Below are 17,738 nucleotides of genomic sequence, written 5' to 3' on the forward strand. Positions count from 1 at the left end.
CTTGCCCCCTGCCCGGTGCACGACCCATAACAGAACCACAGGTCACCCGCTGGCGCATGGAGCCCCCCGGTTTTTCAACCTTAGGAGTCTTCCATGTCCAACCTGTTCGAGCCGACCGCCCTGGTCGTGCCTTTCGAAAAACTGCGAATGAACGATGTCGAGATCGTTGGCGGCAAAAACGCCAGCCTCGGCGAGATGATTTCGCAACTGCCCCAGGGGGTGAAGGTGCCCACGGGCTTTGCCACGACCGCCCACGCTTTCCGCGAGTTTCTCAAGGCCGATGGCCTGACCGACCGCATCAACGCGCGCCTGGATGCGCTGGACACCGAGGACGTGCGCGCCCTGGCCGAGGCCGGTGCAGAAATCCGCGCCATGGTCGAGAACCAGCCGTTCCCGGCCGATCTGGAAAAGGCCATCCGCGAAGAGTTCGCCCGCCTGAGTGAAGGCAATCCCGACGCCTCGTTTGCGGTGCGTTCCTCCGCCACGGCCGAAGACCTGCCCGACGCCTCGTTCGCCGGTCAGCAGGAGACCTTCCTGAACGTGCACGGCATCGAGGACGTGCTGCACAAGATGAAGGAGGTGTTCGCCTCCCTCTACAACGACCGCGCCATCAGCTACCGCGTGCACAAGGGCTTCGCCCATGCCGACGTCGCGCTGTCGGCCGGCGTGCAGCGCATGGTGCGCTCCGACCTCGGCGCCGCCGGCGTCATGTTCACCATCGACACCGAATCCGGCTTCGAGGACGTGGTCTTCATCACCTCCAGCTACGGTCTGGGCGAGACGGTGGTGCAGGGCGCCGTCAACCCCGACGAGTTCTACGTGCACAAGCCCATGCTCAAGGCCGGCAAGCAGGCGGTGATCCGCCGCAACCTGGGCAGCAAGCTGATCGAGATGGTGTTCTCCACACCCGAGGAGAAGGCCGCGACGAAGAAGCTGGTCAAGACCGTGGACGTGCCGGTCGAGCTGCGCAACCGATACAGCCTGACCAACGCCGAGGTCGAGCAACTGGCCCGCTACGCACTCGTGATCGAGCAGCACTATGGCCGCCCGATGGACATCGAGTGGGGCAAGGACGGCACCGATGGTCAGCTCTACATCCTGCAGGCCCGCCCCGAGACGGTGAAGAGCCAGGCGGCCGGCAAGACCGAGGTGCGCTACAAGCTCAAGGGCAAGGGCGCCGTGCTGGCCAGTGGCCGTGCCATCGGCCAGAAGGTCGGCACCGGCCCGGTGCGTCTGGTGCACAACATCAGCGAGATGGACAAGGTGCAGCCCGGCGACGTGCTCGTGACCGACATGACCGACCCGAACTGGGAACCGGTGATGAAGCGCGCCAGCGCCATTGTCACCAACCGCGGCGGCCGCACCTGCCACGCCGCCATCATCGCGCGCGAGCTGGGCATTCCGGCCGTGGTCGGCTGCGGCAACGCCACCGACCACCTCAAGGACGGCACGCTGGTGACGGTGAGCTGCGCCGAGGGCGACACCGGCCACATCTACGACGGCCTGCTGGAGACCGAGGTCACCGAGGTGCAGCGCGGCACCATGCCCGAGGTCGATGTCAAGATCATGATGAACGTGGGCAACCCGCAGCTGGCCTTCGACTTCGCCCAAGTGCCCAACGGCGGTGTCGGCCTGGCGCGGCTGGAGTTCATCATCAACAACAACATCGGTGTGCACCCGAAGGCCATCCTGGACTACCCGGCCGTCGATGCCGATCTGAAGAAGGCGGTGGAGTCGGTGGCCCGCGGCCACGCCTCCCCGCGCGCCTTCTACGTCGACAAGGTGGCCGAAGGTGTGGCGACGATTGCTGCAGCGTTCTGGCCCAAGCCGGTCATCGTGCGCCTGTCGGACTTCAAGTCCAACGAGTACCGCAAGCTGGTCGGCGGCAGCCGCTACGAGCCGGACGAAGAAAACCCCATGCTGGGCTTCCGCGGCGCGGCGCGCTACATCAGCGAGGACTTCGCCGAAGCCTTCGCCATGGAGTGCGAAGCCCTCAAGCGCGTGCGCGAGGACATGGGCCTGACCAACGTGCAGGTGATGGTGCCCTTCGTGCGCACACTGGAGCAGGCCCGCAAGGTCACCGAACTGCTGGCGGCCAAGGGCCTCAAGCGCGGCGAGCACGAGCTCAAGCTGATCATGATGTGCGAGATCCCGAGCAACGCGGTGCTGGCCAAGGACTTCCTGCAGTACTTCGACGGCTTCTCCATCGGCTCCAACGACCTGACCCAGCTGACCCTGGGCCTGGACCGCGACTCCGGTCTGGAGCTGCTGGCGCACGACTTCGACGAGCGTGACCCGGCCGTCAAGGCCTTGCTCAAGCTGGCAATCGGGGCCTGCAAGGCCGAAGGCAAGTACGTGGGCATCTGCGGCCAGGGCCCCAGCGACCACCCGGACTTCGCGCAGTGGCTGCGAGACGAGGGCATCAGCTCGATCTCTCTGAACCCCGACTCGGTGGTCGACACCTGGCAACTGCTGGCGTCTTCGGCCAAGTGACCGGGGACATCTGAACGTCGGAACGGCCGGGCTCTGCCCGGCCTTTTTTCTTTGCGCTCCTGCGTAAGGCCGGGGTCAGTGCCTGGCGCACAATCGGATCCAAAGGCGGCCCCACGAGGCCGCCGCCGACCGAGGAGACGCGCATGTTTCAAGGACTGGACGCCCAACGCCTGGTGGCCCTGTTCGTGGCCGGGCTTGCACTGTTCAACTTTCCGCTGCTCGCGCTGTGGGACCACGACGTCCGGGTGCTGGGCCTGCCCCTGTTTCCGGCGGCGCTGTTCCTGATCTGGGGCCTGTTGATCGCTGCACTCGCCTGGATCGTCGAGCGTTCGCCCGAAGGCGCACCAGAGGGCGGGCGCCACTGAGCCATGTTGTCCGCCCCGCTGGTCATCGGCGTCTCCTTTGCCTACCTGTTGCTGCTGTTCGCAGTGGCCTACTGGGGCGACCGGCGCGCGCAGGCCGGGCGCTCGGTCATCGGCAATGCCTGGGTCTACGCGCTGTCGATGGCGGTGTACTGCACCGCCTGGACCTATTTCGGCAGCGTCGGTCGCGCCGCCAGCTCAGGGATCTGGTTCCTGCCGATCTACCTGGGGCCGATGCTGGCCATGGTTCTGGCCTGGATGGTGGTGCGCAAGATGATCCGCATCGCCCGCACCTACCGCATCACCTCGATCGCCGACTTCATCGCCAGTCGCTACGGCAAGAGCCCGCTGCTGGGAGGTCTGGTGACGCTGATCACGCTGGTGGGCATCGTCCCTTACATCGCCCTGCAGCTCAAGGCGATTGCCAGCGGTTACGCGGTGCTGACCTCGCCGCTGGGCGCGGTGGCCGCGCCGCCGCCACAGTGGTGGCGCGACAGCACGCTGTACGTGGCGCTGGCGCTGGCCGGCTTCACCATGGTCTTCGGTGCCCGGCATCTGGACAGCACCGAACGCCACGAAGGCATGGTGGCGGCCATCGCTTTCGAGTCGGTGGTCAAGCTGGTGGCCTTTCTGTCGGTGGGCGTGTTTGTCTCCTACGGCCTTTACGGCGGGCTGGGGGATCTGTTCGAGAAGGCCGCTGGGCAGGATGCTGTCCACCGCCTGCTGCAGTTCGACCAGGGCCAGCCCTTCGCCTACGCCCAATGGACCGGGCAGACCCTGCTGGCCATGCTGTCGGTGCTGTTCCTGCCGCGCCAGTTCCAGGTGATGGTGGTGGAGAACGTTCAGGAGCAGCACCTGCGCCGCGCGGTCTGGGTGTTTCCGCTCTACCTGTTGCTGATCAACCTGTTCGTGTTGCCGATCGCCATCGGTGGGCTGATGCACTTCGGCCCCGGGCGCATGGACCCGGAGACCTTCGTGCTCTCGCTGCCGCTGTCCGAGGGCATGCACGGTCTGGCGCTGCTGGCCTTCGTGGGCGGACTGTCGGCCGCCACAGGCATGGTAATCGTGGAAGCGATCGCGGTGTCGACCATGCTCTGCAACGACCTGGTGATGCCGCTGCTGCTGCGCAGCCGCCGCGCCGGCATGCGCTCGGCCAGCGACCTGACCGGCCTGCTGCTGCTGATCCGGCGCCTGGCCATCCTGCTGATCCTGTTGCTCGGGTACCTGTACTTCCACTTGGCGGGCGAGGCCTACGCCCTGGTGAGCATCGGTCTGATCAGCTTTGCTGCGGTGGCGCAGTTCGCGCCGGCCATGCTGGGCGGCATGTACTGGAAGGGCGGCACGCAGCGTGGGGCGCTGGCCGGGCTGGTGCTCGGCTTCGGGTTCTGGGCCTTTACGCTGATGCTGCCATCGCTCGCCAAGTCCGGCTGGTTGCACGATGGCTTTCTGGTCCACGGCCTGTTCGGATGGTCGTGGCTCAGGCCCGAGGCGTTCCTGGGTCTGAGCGGGTTGGACAACCTGACCCATGCGCTGTTCTGGAGCCTGCTGGTCAACGTCGGCGCCTATGTCGGGGTCTCGCTCTGGCGGGCGCCTTCGGCGGCGGAGATCAGCCAGGCGCTGCTGTTCGTCGACGTGTTTCACCGCACCGAGGGCGCGCGCCCGGTGTTCTGGCAGGGGCGGGCGCAGGTGCCCGACCTGCAGGCTCTGATGACCCGCTTCCTTGGTGCCGCACGGGCCGGCCAGCTGCTGCAGGCCCACGCGCGCGGCCGGGGGGTGGCGCACGTGGCCGACATCCCCGCCGATGCGCGCCTGGTGCAGTTCGTGGAGACGCAGCTGGCCGGCGCCATCGGCAGCGCCTCGGCCCGGGTGATGGTCGCTTCGGTGGCCGAGGAAGAGCAGCTTGACCTCGACGACGTGATGCGCATCCTGGACGAGGCGTCCCAGCTGCGCGCATATTCGAAGGCGCTGGAGGACAAGTCACAGTCGCTGGAGCGCGCCACCGCCGAGTTGCGGGAGGCCAATGAGAAGCTGCAGAGCCTGGACCGGCTCAAGGACGACTTCATGTCCTCGGTGACGCACGAGTTGCGCACGCCCTTGACCTCGATCAGGGCCCTGTCGGAACTGATGCGGGACGATGATTCCATGGCGCTGGCGCAGCGGCAGCAGTTTCTGGGCATCATCGTGACCGAGGCCGAACGCCTGAGCCGCCTGGTCAACCAGGTGCTGGACATGGCCAAGATCGAAGCCGGGCACGCGGAATGGACGGTGGCCGATGTGGATCTGCGCGAGATTGCAGAGCAAGCGGCCGAAAGCATGGCCGAGATGTACCGCGAGCGCGACGTGGCCCTGGTGCGGGAGCTGGCCAGTGACGTGCCCCTGGTGGCGGCCGACGACGACCGCCTGACCCAGGTGGTGCTGAACCTGCTGTCGAACGCGCTGAAGTACGCGCCGCACGAGAACGGGCGCGTGAGCTTGCGGCTGGACCGCGTGGGCGACGCCGTGCGCATCGAGGTGGAGGACAACGGTCCCGGCATTCCACCGGACCAGCAGGCGATGGTGTTCGAGAAGTTCCGGCAGGTGGCCGGTGACGCGCACTACCGGCCCGGCGGCACGGGGCTGGGGTTGCCCATCAGCCGCCAGATCGTCGAACACTTCGGCGGACGCATGTGGCTGCGGTCCGAGCCAGGGCAGGGTGCCTGCTTCGGGTTCTCGCTGCCCGTGAGCGCCGCACATCAACCGATCGACCCCCAGAGGAGACAAGCAACATGAGCACCAAGATCCTGATCGCCGACGACGAGCCCAACATCCTGATTTCGCTGGAGTTCCTGATGAAGCGCGAGGGCTACGAGGTGGTGTTGGCGCGCGACGGCCAGGAGGCCATGGACACCATCCTGCGCGAACGGCCCGCGCTGGTGCTGCTGGACGTGATGATGCCGATCAAGACCGGCTTCGACGTCTGCTGCGAGGTGCGCGCCCACGAAGCGGTGAGAGACACGCTGATCGTCATGCTCACGGCCAAAGGGCGCGACACCGACGTGGCCAAGGGCCTGGCGCTGGGCGCCAACGCCTACATGACCAAGCCGTTCTCGACCAAGGAGCTGGTGCAGAAAGTGCGGGAGCTGTTGGGGGGCGGTCCATGAGTCTTCAGAAAAAGACCGACCCGCGCCTGTGGTGGCTGCTGGTCGCCGCCGCAGTGGCCTCCCTGCTGTGGCTGGGGGCGACCTTTGGCCTCATCGGCTCGGCCATGGACGCGCAGGAACGTTCAGCGGTTCTGCAGACGGTGGGCGACCGGCTGGTGCTGATCGTGCTGACCTGGACCGCGGGCATGGCGGTGATCGGCTGGGGCCTCAAGCGCTGGTTCGACCTGTGGGTCACGCCGTCGGTGCAACTGGCCGAAGAGGCCCAGGTGCTGCTCAAGACCGACGTGGCGCGCGAGCTCACGCCCAAGGGCAACGCCGAGACCAAGGTGCTGGTGGGGCTGTTCAACCAGCTGGTGGCCCAGCGCGAAGACCTGCGCCGTGAGATGGACCACAAGGTGCACGAGGCGGCGCGCGGCATCGAGCAGGAAAGGAGCCGGCTGGCCGCGCTGATGTCGGAGCTGACCCAGAGCGTGGTGGTTTGCAACCTGGACGGGCGCATCCTGCTCTACAACAACCGGGCGCGCATGCAGTTCCGCGCGCTGTCGCAGGCGCCGGCTGTGGCCGGCGGGGCCGAGCTGATCGGTCTGGGGCGGTCGGTCTACGGGGTGTTCGACCGCAAGCTGGTGGCGCACGCGCTGGAAAACATCCAGCAGCGCATGGCGCGCGGCGCTGCGCAGCCTTCCGCCCAGTTCGTCACCACCACGCCGGCTGGGCAGCTGCTGCGGGTGCAGATGGCGCCGGTGCGCGCGCCGTCAGGCGATGCCAGCGACGAGGCCGGCACGGCGCTGACCGGCTTCGTGCTCATGCTGGACAACATCACGCGCGAGTTCGAGGCCGAATCGGCCAAGGACCAGGTGCTGCACACACTGACCGAGCGCAGCCGGGCGGCACTGGCCAATATGCAGGCGGCGCTGGACATGCTGGACTACCCGGACCTCGACCCGGCCATGCGCGAGCGATTCCTGGGCGTGATCCGGGACGAGACCGGTGCCCTGAGTCGGCGCATTGGCGATCTGGAGGCTGGCTCGGCCGACAGCCTCCGGACCCGCTGGCCGCTGGAGGACATGCTGGGTGCCGACTTCGTGACCGCTGCGCTGCGGCGCGTCGAAGGGACGACCTCGCTCCCGGCATCGGTTGCCGAGGTGGATGGCGCGCTGTGGCTTCGGATCGAAAGCTTTTCGCTGATGCAGGCGCTGGTGTACCTGGCGGGGCGCCTGTCCGACGAGTTCGATGTGCGCTTCGTACAGCTGCGCCTGCAGCCCGCGACGGGCAGCGGCGGCAAGGCCTGGCTGGACCTGATCTGGAGCGGGCAGGCCATGAGCACCGAAACCGTGATGAGCTGGGAGATGGACCCGATGAAGATCGGGGGCGAGACCCAGCGCCTGACGGTGCGTGACGTGGTCGAGCGGCACAACGGCGCCTTCTGGTTCGAGCGCGAGCGCATTCGTCACCAGGCGTTCTTCCGGTTCCTGCTGCCGCTGGCCAGTCCGCAGGAGCAGGTCGATGCCGCCACTTTCGTGCGCAGCGAAAGCCGTCCCGAGTACTACGACTTCGACCTGTTCAAGGCCACCGAACAGACGCGCTCGATGGACGATCGTTTGCTGAACGAACTGACCTACACGGTGTTCGACACCGAGACCACGGGTCTGAACCCTTCGCAGGGCGACGAGATCATCCAGATCGGTGCCGCGCGCCTGGTCAACAACAAGCTGCTGCACCAGGAGTGCTTCGAGCAACTGGTGGACCCGAAGCGCCCGATTCCGCCGGCCACGATCCCGATCCATGGCATTCAACCCGAGATGGTGGTGGGCCAGCCGACCATCGACCAGGTGCTGCCGGCCTTTCACGCCTTCGCACAGGACACGGTGCTGGTGGCGCACAACGCGGCCTTCGACATGCGCTTCCTGCAGCTCAAGGAGGGGCGGACCGGTGTGGTGTTCGACCAGCCGGTGCTGGACACACTGCTGCTGTCGGCGGTGGTTCATCCGAACCAGGACTCGCATCGGCTGGAAGCGATCGCGGAGCGTTTCAACGTCGCCGTGATCGGCCGTCACACCGCGATGGGCGATGCCATGGTGACGGCCGAGGTGTTCCTCAAACTGATTCCGCTGCTGGCTGAAAAAGGCATCCACACCCTGGGCCAGGCGCGAGAGGCCGCGCAGAAGACCTATTACGCCCGGATCAGGTACTGAATCCTGCGGCGAAGGCCGCGTGGGGGTCACATCCGGTATCTCTGGGCCAGCACGCCCTGCAGCGAGGCCACCACCGCAAACGCGTCCTTGAGCTGGGTGCGTTCGAAGTTGGAGATCTCGTCGGGGTCGAGGAAGTTGTCGGGGTTCCGGCCCGCCGCGATCTGGCGCGACTGGTGCTGGATGCGCAGGAAGGCCAGGAACTCCAGCGCATCGCGCAGGTCGCGGGCGCTCTGTTCGCTGATGGCTCCCCCGGCGGCGGCGCTGAGCAGCCGGTCGTGCGTGTTGACCGCGCTGTCGCCTCCCGCGAGGGCATAGATGCGGGCCAGGTCGACGATGGGCACGATGCCGCTGTGCTTGAGATCGATCGTGCCCTTGTGCTCGCCGCTGCGGATGGTGGACAGCCCCTTGAACATGCCCAGCGGCGGCTGGTGCTGCAGGGCGTTGCCCACCATGTACGCCAGAAAGATGCTGTTGCCCTTGGTCCGATGGAGGACGTCCTGGCGCAGCCGGTCGAGCATTGGAATATTGCCGTGAATGGCACGCAGGTCGAAGAACACGCAGGTCAGCACGAGCGACTTGGGGTCGGGCTGGCCGGTCCAGCGCGCGAAGTACCCCATCCACCTGCGCCGTGGCTGCCGCCACTCGTCGGTCATCGCCATCATCTCGCCCGGGCAGTGCACGTAGCCACAGGCGTCGAGCCCGTTGCAGACGAAGGTCGACAGCGCCTTGAAGTAGGCCCCGTGCCGTGCCTCGTCGTAGGCGTCGTCGAGCACCATGCAGTTGTCCTGGTCGGATTTCGCAGTCTGCTCGCTGCGGGCCTGTGAACCCGCCGCCACCCACACATAGTCGACCGGGGCCGGGCCGAGCCGGGCTTCCCCCAGCTGCAGCAGCCGGCTGGTGATGGCGTCGGTGATGGCGGTGACGATGTGGCCGGTGCTGTGCGCCGAGGCCTCGGCGGCGGCCAGGCTCTGCTGCAGCCGCCGGACCTTGCCGGCCACGGCCTGCAGGCCTTCGAGCGTGGTCTGCTTGTAGATGTCGCCGGCCAGGTAGACCGCCGAGGTGCTGTGCTGCTCGGTCAGGTCGGTGGCGGTGATCATGCCGGCGATGCGCAGGCCGTCGAGCACCGGCACATGGTGGATGTTGTGGCGTGCCATCAGGAGCAGGGCGTCGAAGGCCGGGCTGTGCACGTCGATGCTCATCGGCGCCAGGGTGGCGATGTCGGCGATGGGGCGCGAGGGGTCCAGCCCTGCGGCAATCACGCGGTTGCGCAGGTCGCGGTCGGTGATCAGGCCGAACAGCAGGTCCTGCTCGACGATCAGCGCCGATGAGACGCGTTGGTCGCTCATCACCCGGGCCGCATCGCGGATGCTGGTCTGCGGCGACAGTGTCACCGGCTCGCGCTTGATCAGGGCGCGCACCGGGGTGCTCATGAGATTGAGCGCGGGGTCGCTGGGTCCGCCGCCGTCGACCCTGACGGCCGGCACCGCACCGCTGGCATCGGGAACAGCGCCCAGGAAGTAGGTCAGGCCCGGAGTCTCGCGGAACAGGGCCTGCACCGTGAGGGCGTCCAGCCGGGTGTAGGTGACCTCCGTGAGGGCCCTGGCGCCGCAGATGCCCAGCGAATCGCCCAGGCCCAGGCCGAACAGGTCGCCGGCTTGCAGTTCCAGCACCCCATCCCCATCCCCATCGAGCAACTCCGCCCGGCCTTCGAGCAGCCAGTACAGGTGGTCCCGGAATCGCTCGCCGCCGCTCAGCCGTTCGCCGGCCGAGGCCGGCAGCAGCACCAGTGCTTTCGCGAGGGAAGACCGTGTCGCGGGCGCCAGCATGCCCAGAGCCCGGTGATTGTCCAGTGCGCGGGCCAGCAGGAGGGGAGACACAGAGGCGTTGTCCATGGGCAGCGAGCAGGTCATGGGAAGTGAATTGATCCTACACCTGCGCCCTTGAGGCTCAGGGTAAACCCTCTCGGTGTTTGACCGTAGGGGTACCGTTGTTCGACAAGTTTGTAAGGAGTTGGTAAGTTACCAAATCAGAATGGTCTCACCGTTACACGACGCTTACATGCTGACGTTCATTCTCGCCATCAAGCTGATAGCCGAAATCGCCCTCATGGCGCTGTTCGGGCAGTGGGTGCTGGGGCTGCTCGCGGGACAACGCAAGTCCACCAACTTGTTCTACCAGGTGCTGGAGCAGATCGGGCGCCCCTTTGTGCTGCTCGCGCGCTTCATCACGCCGCGTTTCGTGCTGGAACGCCACCACCCGCTGGTGGCGTTTCTGCTGTTGGGGTTGGTCTGGGCCGGTGCGACGGTGGCCAAGATCTCCCACTGCGTGAAGATCGGGGTCCAGCTGTGTCAATGAAGAGATGGCTCGATGACTGGTACCTGCGCTGGCAGGTCAGGTTGCTCCTGCTGGCGGGCCAAAAAAAGCAGGCCCTGGCCCGCACCGGGCATCAGCTGGCGACGCGCCCGGACGACGCCTATGCGCTCGCGACCCGTGCCCATCTGCAGGCCGAGATGGGCGACAAGCAGGGCGCCATCGAATCGATCGAACGGCTGGTCCAGGTGCAGCCGCAACAGGCCTCGGCCTGGTTCAACCTGGGATTTCTGCGGGAAGAGGCGGGGCGCCTGGAGCAGGCCGAGCAAGCCTTCCGACGCGCCACCGACATCGAGCCGAAACTGGATCGCGCCTGGTACGGCCTGGCGCTGTGCCTGATCCGCCTGCGTCGCTTCGACGACGCCGTGGTGGCTCTGCGCAAGAACACCGAGTTGCAACCCATGAGCCCGTACGGCTGGTACCAGCTGGCCCGGGTTCATGTCGACCGGCACGAGCCCGAAGAGGCGGCGAAGATCATTCGCCATCTCCGAAAGTTCGAGCCGAAAGTGGCGGCACAGCTCGAACGCGAGACGGGTCTGGGCGTGGCCCCGACCTGAATTCCGGCCGGCGATGCGCCGGCAGGAATCCGTCTGGCGCTGGCGCTGTGACGCATGCATGCTCATGCACGGGTCGGTTGCAAGCCACCGGAAGGAGACGGGTGGCGCCCGTGATCTGCCCGAAAGGGTGTTCTTGAAAAGAGGTCGATGCCATGGAATTGACTGAGAACCACCGCCGATACTGGCGGAAAAACCTGAACATCACCGCCATATTGCTTGCAATCTGGTTCGTGGTGACCTTTGTGGTGGGCTACTTTGCCCGGGACCTGAGCTTCAACTTCTTTGGTTGGCCGTTCAGTTTCTGGATGGGGGCCCAAGGTGCGCTGGTGGTGTACTGCCTGATCATTGGCTACTACGCCTGGTACATGAACCGTCTGGACGTCGAACACGGCGTCGAAGAAACCGAGGAGTGACACCATGGCAGGCATGTTTGAAACAGCGGGTACTGGCGGAGGCTCCAACAAGGCCTTCAAGCAGCAACTCAACAAGGTCTACACCTGGTACACCGGGGGCTTCTTCATCTTTGTGGTGACGTTGGGCATCCTTGAACAGATAGGGCTCTCGCGCGAATGGATCGGCTTCATTTTCCTGCTGGCCACCGTGGGCCTGTATGCCGGCATCGGCATCATGAGCCGCACCACCGACGCCGCGGAGTACTACGTGGCGGGGCGCCGGGTTCCGGCGGTCTACAACGGCATGGCGACCGGTGCCGACTGGATGTCGGCGGCGTCCTTCATCGGCATGGCCGGCACGCTTTACCTGACCGGCTATGGCGGCCTGGCCTTCATCATGGGCTGGACCGGCGGCTACTGCCTGGTGGCGCTGTTCCTGGCACCCTACCTGCGCAAGTTCGGCCAGTTCACCATCCCTGACTTTCTCGGTGAGCGCTACGGCGGCAACCTGCCGCGTTTCATTGGCATTGTTGCGGCCATCCTGTGCTCGTTCACCTACGTGGTCGCCCAGATCTATGGCGTGGGTCTGATCACTTCGCGTCTGACCGGTGTGGCCTTCGAGCTGGGCATTTTCCTGGGCCTCGGCGGCATTCTGGTGTGCTCTTTCCTCGGCGGTATGCGGGCGGTGACCTGGACCCAGGTCGCCCAGTACATCATCCTGATCGTGGCCTACATGATCCCGGTGGTGTGGCTGTCGGTGAAGCAGACCAGCGTGCCGGTGCCGCAGGCGGTCTACGGCTTCCAGCTGGAGAAGGTCACGGCCAAGGAGAAGCTGCTGGCCAACGACCCCAAGGAACTGGAAGTGCGCGAAATCTACAAGAAGCGCGCCGCCGATCTGGATGCCAAGCTCAAGGACCCGGCCAACGCCCTGGCAGCCGACAAGGCCGCTGCCGAAGCGAAGCTGGCCGAACTCCGCGCCGCCAATGCGCCCGCGGCCGACATCGCGGCGGCCGAGAAGGCTGTGGCCGCGGTGCCCAAGGACGAGGCCGCAGCCAAGAAGGCCTGGACGACGGCCAAGACCGCCGCTGAAAACAAGGCCAAGCCGCTGAACGGCATGCCCGCACATGCGGCGCAGTTCACGGGCGATCCGAACGGCGATGAGAAGGCGCAGAAGACGTACAACGAGTCGCGACGCAACTTCCTGGCCCTGATCTTCTGCCTGATGATCGGCACCGCCGCCCTGCCTCACATCCTCATGCGCTACTACACGGTGCCGAGTGTGAAGGAGGCCCGACAGTCGGTGACCTGGTCGCTGTTCTTCATCTTCCTGCTGTACTTCACGGCCCCCGCGCTGGCTGTGCTGGTGAAGTACGAGGTGTTCCATGTGTTGATCGGCACGCCGTTCGACCAGCTGCCCCAGTGGGTGGCGGCCTGGAACAAGGTGGACCCGACCTTGCTGTCGGTGACCGATGTCAACAAGGACAACATCCTGCAGCTCAACGAGATGAGCATCGGTGGTGACATCATCGTGCTGGCCACGGCCGAAATCGGTGGCCTGCCGTACGTGATCTCGGGTCTGGTGGCCGCGGGAGGCCTGGCGGCGGCACTGTCCACGGCCGACGGTCTGCTGCTGACCATCGCCAACGCGCTGTCGCACGACCTGTACTACAAGATGATCGACCCCAACGCCTCGACGGCCCGCCGGGTGACCATCTCCAAGATGCTGCTGCTGATCGTCGCCTTGATGGCTGCCTATGTCGCTGCGCAGAAACCGGCGGACATTCTGTTCCTGGTGTCGGCGGCCTTCTCGTTCGCGGCGGCGGCCTTCTTCCCGGCGCTGGTGCTGGGCATCTTCTGGAAGCGCGCCACCGGCATTGCAGCGTCCCTGGGCATGATCGCTGGCCTGGGCATCACCTTCTATTACATGGTGACCACCCAGCCCTGGCTGCGGGGCGTGTTTGGCGTGACCTCTCCGGTGGAGCTCTGGTACGGCATCCTGCCGATCTCTGCCGGGGTCTTCGGTGTGCCGGCGGGCTTCCTGGTGATCATTGTCGTCAGCCTGATCACGCCTGCCCCCAGCCGCAAGATCCAGGAGCTGGTGGAGCATGTGCGCTACCCCAACCTGAAGATGAGCTGACCTTGCTGGGCCGCCGCCGTTGTCGGCGGTGAATCCACCCAAATGGCGGGCCGTAGTTGCGGCCCGCCATTTTTGTTAGAATCATGGGCTTCGCCTTGCCGCACCCCGTGTTGACGCCGGGGGCGGCTGTTTCTCAAAAACCGGGCTTTCTTGCGAAAGCACGGCTCATCCACAAGGAGAGTCCATGCGTCATTACGAAATCGTTTTGCTGATCCACCCGGATCAAAGCGAACAAGTTCCGGCCATGCTGGAGCGCTACAAGGGCATGATCACCACCGGTGGTGGCAAGATCCACCGTGTTGAAGACTGGGGCCGCCGCCAGCTGGCCTACCAGATCAACAAGCTGTCCAAGGCCCACTACCTGTGCGTCAACATCGAGGCCGACCAGGCCGTGATGAGCGAACTGGAACACGCGTTCAAGTTCAACGACGCCGTGCTGCGCCATCTGACCGTGCAGAAGAAGAAGGCCGAAACCGGTCCTTCCAGCATGATGAAGGCGGTCGAGCGCGAGGAAGCCCGCAAGCTGGCCGCGCCCGAGCAGCGCGAAGGCCGCGAGCAGCGCGCCGAGGCCTGATTTCCGGAGCGTGTCGTCGCCAGCGGGCCTCAACCGGTTTGAACTGTCGGCCACGGTGGTGCAGGTCCAGAGCCTGCGCTACACACCGGCCGGCATTCCCGCCGTCAACCTCGTGCTGGAGCATGAATCGACGGTCACCGAACTGGACATCCCGCGAACCGTGAAACTGCAGATCCGTGCCGTGGCCTTCGGGACATTGGCAGACACCCTTTCAAGGCAGAGCCTCGAGATGGTCGGCAGGTTCCAGGGCTTCATGGCCAACGCACGCAACGGCAAAGGCGTTGTGTTCCACATCCAAGATTTCAGCAAGACATAGGAAAGGCCCATCATGGCTGCACCGAAACGTTTCAACAAAGACAAGCGCCCCAAGCGCAACACCCAATCGCTGCTGTTCAAGCGCAAGCGCTTCTGCCGCTTCACCGTGGCCGGCGTCGAAGAAGTCGATTACAAGGACGTGGACGTCCTGCGCGACTTCATCTCCGAGAACGGCAAGATCATCCCCGCACGCCTGACCGGCACCCGCGCGATCTATCAGCGCCAGGTGACCACCGCCATCAAGCGCGCCCGCTTCCTGGCCATGCTGCCGTACAGCGACCAGCATCGCGTCTGATAGGGAGACTCACATGCAAATCATTCTGCTCGACAAAGTTGTCAACCTCGGCGCCCTGGGCGATGTGGTCAAGGTCAAGGACGGCTACGCCCGCAACTTCCTGATCCCCGCTGGCCGTGCCCGCCGCGCCACGCAAGCCGCCGTGGCCGAGTTCGAAGCCCGCCGTGCCGATCTGGAGAAGGCCGCAGCTGCCAAGCTGGCCGAAGCACAAGCCTTGGGCGAGAAGATCGCCGGCGTGAACCTGAAGCTGAGCCAGAAGGCCGGTGTGGACGGTCGCCTGTTCGGTTCCGTCACCAACCACGACGTGTCCGAAGAGCTGAACAAGCAAGGCTTTGCCGTGGCGAAGTCCCAGGTGCGCATGCCCAACGGTCCCCTCAAGACCGTCGGCGAGTACACCGTCAGCGTGAACCTGCATACCGACGTCACGGTCGACGTGGCCGTCACGGTGCTGGGCGAAACCGCCTGATCTTCCGGACGGCCGGTGGCCGTCCCTCAAAGGCCGCAGCCCTCGGGTTGCGGCCTTTCTTTTTTCTTGCGCAACTTGTCCCGCGCCATCCCCAGACTTTGCACGCGTTGTCCACAGGCTTGTCCCATGACAGGCGCCGGGCGGCGGCGTAACATTTCCGGATTCACAGGAACGCCATGGCAGACGTCTTTTCCACTCCGTTTTCCGCTTTCGACGAGGGAATGGATGAGGTGGGTTTCGCAGCCGACCAGCAGATCGCGCAGTTGCGTGTGCCGCCGCACTCCATCGAGGCTGAATCCAGCGTGCTGGGTGGTCTTCTGCTGGACAACGGTGCCTGGGACCGGGTCGCGGACCTCATCAACGACTCCGATTTCTACCGCTACGAGCACCGGCTGACCTATTCGGCCATTGCGGCGCTGGTCAACGCCAGTAAGCCGGCCGATGTGGTCACGGTGTTTGAACACCTGCAGAACCTTGGCAAGGCGGACGAGGCAGGAGGCCTGGCCTACCTCAACTCGCTGGCCCAGTACGTGCCCAGCGCTGCCAACATCCGCCGCTATGCGGAAATCGTGCGCGAACGCGCCATCCTGCGCAAGCTGGTGGCCGCCAGCGACGAGATCGCCACCAATGCCTTCAACCCGCAGGGCAGGCCGGTCGCCAAGATCCTCGACGAGGCCGAGCAGAAGATCTTCAAGATCGGCGAGGAAGGTTCGCGAATGAAGGAGGGGTTCCAGAGCATGGACACCCTGGTGGTGGACCTGCTCGACCGGGTGCAGGAAATGGCCGACAACCCGAACGACATCACGGGTGTCCCGACCGGCTTCATTGACCTGGACCGCATGACCTCCGGCCTGCAGGCCGGCGACCTGGTGGTGCTGGCGGCACGCCCCTCGATGGGCAAGACCGCGTTTGCGATCAACATCGCCGAGCACGTGGCGCTCAACGAGGGTCTGCCGGTGGCGGTGTTCTCCATGGAAATGGGCGCGGCCCAGCTGGCGGTGCGTATCGTCGGTTCGATAGGTCGCATCAACCAAGGCCATCTGCGCACCGGCAAGCTGACCGACGACGAATGGCCGCGCCTGACGGAAGCCATCGAGAAGCTGCGCACCATCTCGCTGCACATCGACGAGACCCCGGGCCTCACGCCCAGCGAACTGCGCGCGAACGCTCGGCGTCTGGCGCGCCAGTGTGGCAAGCTGGGCCTGATCGTGGTCGACTACCTGCAGCTGATGAGCGGGTCCAACTCATCGGGGGGTGACAACCGGGCCACCGAGCTAGGCGAGATCTCGCGGGGCCTGAAAATGTTGGCCAAGGAATTGCAGTGCCCGGTGATCGCGCTGTCGCAGTTGAACCGCTCGGTCGAACAGCGCACCGACAAGCGCCCCATGATGTCCGACCTGCGCGAATCCGGCGCCATCGAACAGGACGCCGACATCATCATGTTCATCTACCGCGACGAGTACTACAACCGCGAGACCTGCAAGGAGCCGGGTGTGGCCGAGATCATCATCGGCAAGCAGCGCAACGGCCCCACCGGCACCGTAAAGCTCGCCTTCCTGAACATGCTCACGCGTTTCGAAACCCTGGCAGGCGGCGGCATGGGTGGGGACGACTATTGAGCGGAACGAAGCTCCTCTGTAAGAGCACAGATTTTGGGCGTCAAGATTCTATTGATCTTCTGGAGGGATTGTGATTTGGTCTTTTTTTCTAGGTGTTGCCGTTGCAGTTTTCGGATGGATGGCTGCGTCGCCCGCCATGGCGCAAGGCAGCGAGTATGTGCCTCTGTCTGCTCGCTGTCGCGTTGCCGATTCGAGGCAGATCAGTTCGCCGATTCCCGCCGGTGCGACACGCCAGCTTGATGTGACGGGTAACGCCAGCTATGCACCACAAGGGGGGTCTGGAAATTCGACCGGTTGCGGCATACCAGACTACGCCACGGCATTTGCTGTCAGCCTCACCGTTTTGCCGACAGGCTTCGGCGGATTCTTCAAAATCTTTCCGAATGGTGGGGCTTGGCAGGATGGCAATACCATCAATTTCACGGCAAGTGGAGGAATTACTAACGACGTGATGGTGGCGTCCAAACAGGCGTCAGTGAATGAATTGGACATCTATTCGAATGTGTCCACCCATTACGTAGTGGATATCGTTGGTTACTTTGCCCGGCAGGCGGCTAGCGTCCTCGATTGCACAAATACGACGGTCTCAAATTTCACGATTGGCGCTAACACCACCAATTTCTACAACAACCCTAGCTGCCCCGCCGGATACAACGCGGTCACTCCGTACTGTTGGACCGCAGTCGCAGGTGTTTTCAGCCAAGGCAGCGGATTCAACGCCAACAATCCTGCAAACACGACGTTCTGTGCTTGGCAAAACACCACCGGAGGCAATCAAACCGTCTTCGGTGGCAACGTTTGCTGTCGCGTTCCGGGTCGCTAAAAG

General features: G+C 65.0%; 16 protein-coding genes. 15 read left to right on the forward strand and 1 reads right to left on the reverse strand.

Annotation, left to right across the window (positions count from 1 at the left end; translation table 11 throughout):
- Positions 1-93: 93 nt before the first annotated feature.
- The 5 genes from ppsA to RCO38_RS06855 all read left to right on the forward strand — a co-directional run bounded on the left by ppsA (position 94) and on the right by RCO38_RS06855 (position 8,187).
- Complete coding sequence (gene ppsA, locus RCO38_RS06835; protein ID WP_308327564.1) at positions 94-2,493, forward strand: phosphoenolpyruvate synthase; 2,400 nt, start codon at positions 94-96, stop codon at positions 2,491-2,493.
- 143 nt (positions 2,494-2,636) lie between these two features.
- Positions 2,637-2,858, forward strand: coding sequence for a hypothetical protein (locus RCO38_RS06840; RefSeq protein WP_308327565.1), 222 nt, complete (start codon positions 2,637-2,639; stop codon positions 2,856-2,858).
- Between the two features lie 3 nt (positions 2,859-2,861).
- Positions 2,862-5,624: an ATP-binding protein gene (locus RCO38_RS06845; RefSeq protein WP_308327566.1), complete on the forward strand. Its 2,763-nt coding sequence runs from the start codon at positions 2,862-2,864 to the stop codon at positions 5,622-5,624.
- Positions 5,621-5,995 carry a response regulator transcription factor gene (locus tag RCO38_RS06850; RefSeq protein ID WP_308327567.1) on the forward strand — a complete coding sequence of 125 codons (375 nt, stop codon included), beginning with the start codon at positions 5,621-5,623 and terminating at the stop codon, positions 5,993-5,995. The genes RCO38_RS06845 and RCO38_RS06850 overlap by 4 nt, the downstream gene beginning before the upstream one ends.
- Positions 5,992-8,187, forward strand: a complete 2,196-nt coding sequence (locus RCO38_RS06855) for a 3'-5' exonuclease (RefSeq protein ID WP_308327568.1) — start codon at positions 5,992-5,994, stop codon at positions 8,185-8,187. Before RCO38_RS06850 ends, RCO38_RS06855 begins: the two co-directional genes overlap by 4 nt.
- 26 nt (positions 8,188-8,213) lie before the next feature.
- Here the strand turns inward: RCO38_RS06855 and RCO38_RS06860 are convergent, their stop codons facing one another.
- Positions 8,214-10,097: a putative nucleotidyltransferase substrate binding domain-containing protein gene (locus RCO38_RS06860; protein WP_308327569.1), complete on the reverse strand. Its 1,884-nt coding sequence runs from the start codon at positions 10,095-10,097 to the stop codon at positions 8,214-8,216.
- A gap of 148 nt (positions 10,098-10,245) precedes the next feature.
- Between RCO38_RS06860 and RCO38_RS06865 the strand changes: the two genes are divergently transcribed.
- From RCO38_RS06865 to RCO38_RS06910, 10 genes are all read left to right on the forward strand, one after another.
- Positions 10,246-10,542 (forward strand): hypothetical protein, encoded by a 297-nt coding sequence (locus tag RCO38_RS06865; protein ID WP_308327570.1) that lies wholly within the window; start codon positions 10,246-10,248, stop codon positions 10,540-10,542.
- On the forward strand, positions 10,539-11,114 hold the full coding sequence (locus tag RCO38_RS06870) for a tetratricopeptide repeat protein (protein ID WP_308327571.1): 576 nt from the start codon (positions 10,539-10,541) through the stop codon (positions 11,112-11,114). The genes RCO38_RS06865 and RCO38_RS06870 overlap by 4 nt, the downstream gene beginning before the upstream one ends.
- Before the next feature lie 152 nt (positions 11,115-11,266).
- Positions 11,267-11,527, forward strand: coding sequence for a DUF4212 domain-containing protein (locus tag RCO38_RS06875; protein WP_308327572.1), 261 nt, complete (start codon positions 11,267-11,269; stop codon positions 11,525-11,527).
- 4 nt (positions 11,528-11,531) lie between these two features.
- Positions 11,532-13,643 (forward strand): sodium:solute symporter family protein, encoded by a 2,112-nt coding sequence (locus tag RCO38_RS06880; protein WP_308327573.1) that lies wholly within the window; start codon positions 11,532-11,534, stop codon positions 13,641-13,643.
- 184 nt (positions 13,644-13,827) lie between these two features.
- On the forward strand, positions 13,828-14,217 hold the full coding sequence (gene rpsF, locus RCO38_RS06885) for a 30S ribosomal protein S6 (protein WP_066154575.1): 390 nt from the start codon (positions 13,828-13,830) through the stop codon (positions 14,215-14,217).
- 10 nt (positions 14,218-14,227) lie between these two features.
- On the forward strand, positions 14,228-14,533 hold the full coding sequence (priB, locus tag RCO38_RS06890; protein ID WP_308327574.1) for a primosomal replication protein N: 306 nt from the start codon (positions 14,228-14,230) through the stop codon (positions 14,531-14,533).
- Between the two features lie 12 nt (positions 14,534-14,545).
- Complete coding sequence (gene rpsR / locus RCO38_RS06895) at positions 14,546-14,827, forward strand: 30S ribosomal protein S18 (protein ID WP_066154570.1); 282 nt, start codon at positions 14,546-14,548, stop codon at positions 14,825-14,827.
- 13 nt (positions 14,828-14,840) lie between these two features.
- Complete coding sequence (rplI, locus tag RCO38_RS06900) at positions 14,841-15,293, forward strand: 50S ribosomal protein L9 (protein ID WP_066154565.1); 453 nt, start codon at positions 14,841-14,843, stop codon at positions 15,291-15,293.
- A 221-nt stretch (positions 15,294-15,514) separates the two neighbouring features.
- A complete protein-coding gene (dnaB, locus tag RCO38_RS06905; RefSeq protein WP_308328061.1) occupies positions 15,515-16,912 on the forward strand; it encodes a replicative DNA helicase in 1,398 nt (465 codons plus the stop codon).
- A 118-nt stretch (positions 16,913-17,030) separates the two neighbouring features.
- Positions 17,031-17,735 carry a hypothetical protein gene (locus RCO38_RS06910; protein ID WP_308327575.1) on the forward strand — a complete coding sequence of 235 codons (705 nt, stop codon included), beginning with the start codon at positions 17,031-17,033 and terminating at the stop codon, positions 17,733-17,735.
- The last annotated feature ends 3 nt before the right edge of the window (positions 17,736-17,738 follow it).

Source organism: Hydrogenophaga pseudoflava (assembly GCF_031020795.1).
GTDB lineage: Bacteria > Pseudomonadota > Gammaproteobacteria > Burkholderiales > Burkholderiaceae_C > Hydrogenophaga > Hydrogenophaga pseudoflava_A.